Here is a 7,130-nt window from a genome sequence, read left to right as displayed (position 1 = left end):
AGCTTTACGACAGCGCTGCATTATTTGCGCTATGAGTGGAGCTGGCTGGCGATCAGCAGCCCCGGCACCTTGCCGGCGCGCTTGCTGCGTCTGCGGGAACGTCTCGGGGAGTTGTTGCTACCGAAACAACGGCGGGGGCGTGAATGCCCCCGCGTGGTGAAAAAGCTGCCGTCCCGTTACTCAATCAAACAGGTTCGATCCGCTAAGTGAACGGCATTACGGCAATTGCCGGCTTTTTTCGTTTCGTGATGAGCCCAGGGCTCATGCACGCGAGGCGAGCGAGGCGCCCTGCGAGAAATAGCTCTTTACCCCAGACAGGATGGATTGGGCCATCTTCTGCTGGAAGTCCGGGTCGAGCAGGCGGCGTTCCTCGTCGGGGTTGCTGATGAATGCCGTCTCGACCAGGATCGACGGGATGTCCGGAGCCTTCAACACGGCGAAGCCAGCCTGTTCGACCTTGCCCTTGTGCAGCGAATTGAGGTCGCCGATCCTGCCGAGCACCGATTTGCCAAGCTTCAGGCTGTCGTTGATCGTCGCGGTTTGCGTCAAATCGAACAGGGTGTGTGCAAGATAGGGGTCTTTGGTGTTGAGTTTTACCCCGCCGAGCAGGTCGGAGTCGTTCTGTGTCTGCGCGAGGTAGCGAGCCGCAGTGCTGGTCGCCCCTTTCTCGGACAAGGCGAATACCGACGATCCCTTCGCCGCCGGTGTGATGAATGCGTCGGCATGGATGGAAATGAAAAGGTCGGCGTTGAGCTTGCGCGCCTTGGCGACCCGTACCCCAAGCGGAATGAATACATCATCCTCGCGGGTCATATGTGCCTTCATATTCGGCTCGCGGTCGATCATCTGCTTCAGTTGGCGAGCAATTTTCAGCACGATGTCTTTCTCGTGCGTGCCGCGCGGGCCAGTGGCGCCGGGGTCTTCACCGCCGTGGCCCGGATCGAGCATCACCACGATAGGCCGGTCGGTACCGGCTTTGCCTGGCTTGGGCTTGGTCGGCTCCGGTGGGTTGTTCTGGTCGAGCTGGCCCTTGTTGTAGTCGTCCAGCAATGTCAGCAACGGATCGTTTTGAGCTTGTGCCGGATACAGGTCGACGACCAGTCGATGCTTGAACTCGGCGACGGGCTTTAGCGTGAAGACCTGCGGTTTGACCTCGGTCTTCAGTTCGAGCACCAGCCGCACCGTGTCCGGGGTATTCTGGCCGGCCCGGGCGCTCTGGATGAATGGGTCGCTGCCGCCGACCTGCTTGCTGATGTCTTTGAGCAGGCTGTTGAGTTGGACGCCTTCGACGTCGACGACCAGCCGGTTCGGGTTGTTCAGCAGAAACTGCTTGAACTTCAGCGGTGCGCTTGATTCGATGGTGACTCGGGTATAGGTTGACGAAGGCCACACGCGTACCGCGACGATCGTCGCGTCGGCGGCCAAGCCGACGCGGCTGACCGACAGCAGCCAAGTGGCGGCGGCGGCGCCAAGTAGGCGGCGGCGCAGAGGGTTGTGATTCGACTCAGGCATTGGGTTTCTGTTCGCTATTGGCCGACAAAACGAAGCTGCGACCGTTACTGGTGAGATCGAGTTCCGCAACCAGTCTGGTTGGCGGCCTTGTCGGCATCGAAATAAATGCGGAGGCCGGTTTCTTTGCCATTTCGTTCTGCTCTGCAAAACGATAGGGGGACGAAAAAGGCGGCCAGTATGTCCAAATTATCCTGAATTAGCACGGCAAATCAAAGAGGCATGCTAATGGGGTTTTGCTGGGGCGTGGGCGATGCTGGCCTTTGCCAGTTTCGGATGGGCCGGCTCCGAAGCCGGGGGATCGACGAACTCGAACCGCCCCTTGTTGTCGTCGACGAGCAGCGCAAGGAGAGGGTCATTGTGTGCGTGCGTCGGGAATAGGTCGACGACCAGCCGATTTTTGAACTTGGCATCGGGTTTCAGAGCGAAGACCTGTGGTTTGACCTCGGTCTTCAGATCGAGCACCAGCCGGGCTGTGTTCGGGGTGGGCCTGCTGACACGGGCGCTATGGACGAGCGGGTCATTGCTGCTGATCTGGCTGCCGATGCTCTTAAGCGGATTGTTGAGCTGTACGCCTTCGACATCGATGACCAGCCGGTTCGGATTGGCCAGCAGAAGTTGCTTGAACTTCAGCGGGGTGCTTGACTCGATGGTGAGGCGGGTATGCGTCGGCGACGGACTGGTGCGCACCGCGATGATCGCGGGGCTGGCGGCGAGGCCTACATCGCTGGTCAATAGCAGCCAGGCAGCGGAGGCGACAGCGATCAGGCGGCGCGGGGAAATGTGATTCGATTCAGGCATTGGGTTCCGTGCTCGCTATTGGCCGACAAAACGAAAGTCCGGCCGTCGCCGACGACGTCGAGTTCCATGACGAGATCCGCCGGCGGCAGCAGGCCGGCGGCCTTGTCTGGCCATTCGACCAGGCAGACGCTGTCGGCATCGAAATAGTCGCGAAAACCGGCGTCTACCCATTCGTCGGGGTCGGCGAAACGATATAAATCGAAATGATGGGCGGTCAGCCGCGGCAATTGATAACTTTCCACCAGTGTGTAGGTTGGGCTCTTCACCCGGCCGGTGTGACCGAGTGCGGTAAGAAAGCCGCGCGTCAGTGTGGTCTTGCCGGCGCCGAGATCGCCCTGCAGGTAGATTACCAGACCGGGGGTGACAGCTGCTGCCAGCGCAGCGCCGAGCGCCAGCGTGGCAGCTTCGTCCGGTATATAACCGGAGCGTGAGCGGGTATCATTCATAACCATGCAGGCAAGCAACTCCGAAAACCCGAATTATCCCGAATTGGTGCGGCAAATTAAAGATTGGGCGCGCGAACTGGGCTTCGCCGACGCCCGTATAAGCCGGGCCGAACTGCCCGCCGAGGCAGGCGAGCGGCTGGTCGCGTGGCTGGAAGCCGGCTACCACGGTGAAATGGACTATATGGCGCGTCACGGCCAGTTGCGGGTGCGTCCAGCCGAGCTGGTGCCCGGTGCGCTGTCGGTGGTGTCGCTGCGCATGCACTATTGGCCGGCCGAGGCGAAGTCGTCCGACGCGGTACTGGCGAACGGCAACGCTGCGTATATCTCCCGCTACGCTCTCGGCCGCGATTACCACAAGGTGGTTCGCAATCGGCTGCAGAAGCTGGCCGACCGGCTAGCCGAAACGATACAGCCGCTCGGTTACCGGGTGTTTACCGACAGCGCGCCGATTGCCGAAGTGGCGCTGGCGGCGCAGGCGGGCCTTGGCTGGCGCGGCAAGCACACCCTGCTGCTCAACAAGGGACAAGGTTCGCTGTTCTTCCTCGGCGAACTGGTCACCGACCTGCCGCTGCCGCCGGACGAGAGCGAGGCGGAACACTGCGGCCGTTGCACCCGCTGCCTCGACGTTTGTCCGACCGGGGCGATCGTCGAACCGTACACGGTCGACGCGCGCCGCTGCATTTCCTACCTGACGATCGAACTGAAGGGCGCGATTCCCGAGCCGTTACGGCCGCTGATCGGCAACCGGGTCTACGGTTGCGACGACTGTCAGCTGGCTTGCCCGTGGAACCGTTTCGCCGTGCACACCGCGGAGCCGGACTTTGCGGTGCGTCACGGTCTCGACGACGTGAGCCTCGTCGAACTGTTCGGCTGGAGTGAAAACGAGTTCAAGACCCGGATGGCTGGTAGCCCGATCTACCGTATCGGTTATCTGAAGTGGCTGTCGAATATCGCGGTCGGCCTTGGCAATGCACCGACGTCGGATGTGGTGATTGCTGTGCTGATGGCGCGTGCCGACCACCCGGACGAACTGGTGCGCGAACCGACCCGCTGGGCGTTAGCACGGCATGGCGTGGAGCCGGGGTGAGCCGCCCAGACCTGTTGCAATCTCTGTCTATTGACCCTCAATCTTCGACGAACCTTCCGACCCGATGGACGCTCCGGTCGGCTCAGACTGATGAGCTGACCGCTGCTGGCGATCGAGCGAGCCACCACCAAGCGGGCTGATGTGGGAACGCGCCGTTCTACGCGCGATGCGGCTTCATGACGCCGACCGAAAGCGAATGGGATGCGACCTCTTGGCCTGTCGAGAGGCGAAGCGCGCCGTCGGTTTCCCGATGGCGCGCCGGGTGCTGATGCGATGTGAGCTATGACTCAGTCGAGCTCGCGGGTAAAGTGGAAGGCGTTGATCACCATGCCTTCGCGGAAGTAGAAGCGGTGCGCGTCGGTGCGATGGGTGCCGGAGTCTAGCGTCAAAAAGCGGCAGCCTGCCGCGTAGGCGATCGCCTCGCAGCGTGCCAACAGCAGCGAGCCGACCCCCTGCGAGCGATGTGCCTCGTCGGTGACCAGATCGTCGATATAGAGGCGCCGCCCCTCGTAGGTGTTTTCGTAGATGCGGTACAGCGCCACCCCGACCACTTGGTCGCCCTGCAGCGCGAGCTCGATCCGGCCGCCGTCGGCACACACCCGCGCGAGAGTCGTCAGGTAGCCGGCCTCGTCGGCCGGTAGTCGCGGGCGCAGCTGACGGTGCACCGGCAATGCCTTGCCTAGCTGTACCGGGTCGAGAATCTGGCCTTGCGCATCGGTGGCGGCGTAGAGTCGGGTCGTGTTCATTGCGGGACTCGCGACGGGGCGACCAGCACCGATTCGCCCTCCAGTACGACCCGGTCTTTCACCCGGCACTCGGTCTTGAAGGTGACGCGTTTCTTCACTGGGTCTAGCGCGCTGACCGTGGCGATGGCGGTGACGGTTTCGCCGATGCGCACCGGGGCCTTGAACTGAGTCGACTGCGACACGTAGATCGCGCCTTCGCCGGGCAGCTTGGTGCCGACCACGGTCGAGATCAGGCTGGCGGTGAGCATACCGTGGGCGATGCGGCCGCCGAACCGGGTGGTCTCGGCGTACTCCTGGTTGATATGCACCGGGTTGTCATCGCCGGACACGCCCGCGAACAGCAGGATGTCCGCTTCGTTGATGGTTTTGGCGTAGCTGGCCGACTGGCCGATCTGGATATCTTCGAAGAACACGGTTGCCATCTGGTTAGCCCTTTATTCGAATGGAATTGCCAGGCCATTGTGGCAGCAATTGCCGGTGCTTGCCAAAGTGTCAACGCGAGACCCGTCGATCATCGCGTGCAAGTGGCCTGACACCTCTGTGGTGTCGCGCGTTTCCGCTGCCGGCAGGGCGTGTCGGCGTCTGGTAGGTGCCGTGCAAAAAGACTGTCCGACAGGTAGACTTGGGCTGACCCGATTGTTGGACCGTCGTTGGGCGAGAACACAGCGTTGCGTTTTGACGACGCCGGTCCCATATTTTGTTGGTTAAACGCTTGTTTGAATCCGCGCACTGGCCGACAATGGCCCCGATGCCGGCTGAACTGGCGCCATATCAACACTCCGATCATCCCTACGTGAGAGGTTAGCAATTTCCCATGAAAGCTTTAGTCGCTGTGAAGCGCGTTGTGGATTACAACGTGAAAGTCAGGGTCAAGGCCGATGGTTCCGACGTGGACATCGCCAACGTCAAGATGTCGATGAACCCGTTTGACGAGATTGCGGTGGAAGAGGCAGTGCGCCTGAAGGAAGCCGGCAAGGTCAGCGAGATCGTGGTGGTGTCACTAGGCGTGAAGCAGTGTGAGGAAACGCTTCGTACCGCGCTGGCGATGGGTGCCGACCGTGCAGTGCACGTCGAGACCGACGCCGAGCTGCAGCCGCTGGCGGTGGCCAAGCTCTTGAAGGCTGTGGCCGACAAGGAGCAACCGAGCCTCGCCATTCTCGGCAAGCAGGCGATTGACGACGACGCCAATCAGACTGGCCAGATGCTGGCCGCGCTGCTGGGCTGGGGTCAAGGCACTTTCGCCTCCAAGGTGGAGCTGAACGCCGAGACTGCCACTGTTACCCGCGAGGTGGACGGCGGTCTGGAAACCGTGAAGCTGGCGCTGCCGGCAGTGATTACCTCCGATCTGCGCCTGAACGAGCCGCGCTATGTGAAGCTGCCGAACATCATGGCCGCCAAGAAGAAGCCGCTCGACAAGCTGACCCCGGCCGACCTGGGCGTTGACATCGCGCCGCGCCTGAAGACGCTGAAAGTGGCCGAACCGGCCAAACGCTCGGCCGGCATCAAGGTGGCGAACGCCGCCGAGCTGGTCGCCAAACTCAAGAACGAAGCAAAGGTGCTGTAAATCATGGCTATTCTCGTTATCGCTGAACACGACAACCAGAGCCTGAAGGCAGGCACCCTGAATACCGTCACCGCCGCCGCCAAGGTGGGGGGAGACATCCATGTGCTGGTGGCCGGTCAGAACGCGGCGGCCGCTGCCGCCGCTGCTGCCAAGCTGGCCGGCGTGGCCAAGGTGCTGCATGTCGACGCCGCTCAGTATGCACACGGCCTGGCCGAAAGCCTGTCGGCCCTGGTGGTCGAGCAGGCCAAGCAGTACAGCCACGTGTTCGCTCCGGCGACCTCGTTCGGCAAGAACCTGCTGCCGCGCGTCGCGGCACTGCTGGACGTGGCGCCGGTGTCCGACATTGTCGCCGTCGAGTCGACCGACACCTTCGTGCGTCCGATCTACGCCGGCAACGTGCTGGCCACCGTGCAGTCGAGCGACCCGATCAAGGTGGTGACCGTGCGCACCACCGCATTCGAGGCCGCCGCCGAGACCGGTTCGGCCAACGTTGAAAGCGCCACTGCTGCAGCCGACAGCGCGCTGTCGCAGTTCATCGGCCAGGAGCTAACCGTGTCCGACCGCCCGGAACTGGCTTCAGCCAAGGTGGTGGTGTCGGGCGGCCGTGCGCTGGGCTCGGAAGAACAGTTCAAGGCCGTGATCGAACCGCTGGCCGATAAGCTCGGCGCCGCCGTGGGCGCGTCGCGCGCCGCGGTCGACGCCGGCTACGCGCCGAACGACTACCAAGTCGGTCAGACCGGCAAGGTGGTGGCACCGGACCTGTACGTCGCCGTCGGCATCTCCGGTGCGATCCAGCACCTGGCCGGCATGAAAGACTCCAAGGTGATCGTTGCGATCAACAAGGACGAAGAAGCGCCGATCTTCCAAGTGGCCGACTATGGCATCGTCGGTGACCTGTTCACCGTGGTGCCGGAGCTGATCGCCGAGCTGTCCAAGTAAGGACCGCGGCGCAGTCGCAAGAAGAAGCAAACAAGGCC

8 protein-coding genes and 1 pseudogene are annotated in these 7,130 nt (G+C 62.4%); 4 read left to right on the top strand and 5 right to left on the bottom strand.

What is annotated here, in order from left to right:
* Nucleotides 1–210, top strand: a pseudogene (locus QU481_RS19670) (IS4 family transposase); the annotation flags it as partial.
* 51 nt (nt 211–261) lie between these two features.
* On the opposite strand, the gene QU481_RS19665 reads toward QU481_RS19670, so the two are convergent.
* The 3 genes from QU481_RS19665 to tsaE all read right to left on the bottom strand — a co-directional run bounded on the left by QU481_RS19665 (nt 262) and on the right by tsaE (nt 2,756).
* Nucleotides 262–1,512, bottom strand: coding sequence for an N-acetylmuramoyl-L-alanine amidase (locus tag QU481_RS19665; RefSeq protein WP_289831694.1), 1,251 nt, complete (start codon nt 1,510–1,512; stop codon nt 262–264).
* 222 nt (nt 1,513–1,734) lie between these two features.
* On the bottom strand, nt 1,735–2,310 hold the full coding sequence (locus QU481_RS19660; RefSeq protein ID WP_289831693.1) for an AMIN domain-containing protein: 576 nt from the start codon (nt 2,308–2,310) through the stop codon (nt 1,735–1,737).
* Complete coding sequence (gene tsaE / locus QU481_RS19655; RefSeq protein WP_289831697.1) at nt 2,274–2,756, bottom strand: tRNA (adenosine(37)-N6)-threonylcarbamoyltransferase complex ATPase subunit type 1 TsaE; 483 nt, start codon at nt 2,754–2,756, stop codon at nt 2,274–2,276. Before tsaE ends, QU481_RS19660 begins: the two co-directional genes overlap by 37 nt.
* 4 nt (nt 2,757–2,760) lie before the next feature.
* Here tsaE and queG point away from each other — a divergent pair, with 4 nt between their 5' ends.
* Nucleotides 2,761–3,843: a tRNA epoxyqueuosine(34) reductase QueG gene (gene queG, locus QU481_RS19650; RefSeq protein WP_289831692.1), complete on the top strand. Its 1,083-nt coding sequence runs from the start codon at nt 2,761–2,763 to the stop codon at nt 3,841–3,843.
* A 287-nt stretch (nt 3,844–4,130) separates the two neighbouring features.
* On the opposite strand, the gene QU481_RS19645 is transcribed toward queG, so the two are convergent.
* On the bottom strand, nt 4,131–4,589 hold the full coding sequence (locus QU481_RS19645; protein ID WP_289831691.1) for a GNAT family N-acetyltransferase: 459 nt from the start codon (nt 4,587–4,589) through the stop codon (nt 4,131–4,133).
* Nucleotides 4,586–5,011 (bottom strand): MaoC family dehydratase, encoded by a 426-nt coding sequence (locus tag QU481_RS19640; RefSeq protein ID WP_289831689.1) that lies wholly within the window; start codon nt 5,009–5,011, stop codon nt 4,586–4,588. The genes QU481_RS19645 and QU481_RS19640 overlap by 4 nt, the downstream gene beginning before the upstream one ends.
* 392 nt (nt 5,012–5,403) lie before the next feature.
* Here QU481_RS19640 and QU481_RS19635 point away from each other — a divergent pair, with 392 nt between their 5' ends.
* Both QU481_RS19635 and QU481_RS19630 read left to right on the top strand, forming a co-directional pair.
* Nucleotides 5,404–6,153 (top strand): electron transfer flavoprotein subunit beta/FixA family protein, encoded by a 750-nt coding sequence (locus QU481_RS19635; protein WP_289831688.1) that lies wholly within the window; start codon nt 5,404–5,406, stop codon nt 6,151–6,153.
* Between the two features lie 3 nt (nt 6,154–6,156).
* Nucleotides 6,157–7,092 carry an electron transfer flavoprotein subunit alpha/FixB family protein gene (locus QU481_RS19630; RefSeq protein WP_289831687.1) on the top strand — a complete coding sequence of 312 codons (936 nt, stop codon included), beginning with the start codon at nt 6,157–6,159 and terminating at the stop codon, nt 7,090–7,092.
* Nucleotides 7,093–7,130 lie beyond the last annotated feature (38 nt).

Origin of the sequence: Crenobacter oryzisoli, from assembly GCF_030385785.1 — a bacterium.
Classification (GTDB): domain Bacteria; phylum Pseudomonadota; class Gammaproteobacteria; order Burkholderiales; family Chromobacteriaceae; genus Crenobacter_A; species Crenobacter_A oryzisoli.
Note: the sequence above shows the minus strand (reverse complement) of the source record. Positions and strands in the feature narration are given on the sequence as shown.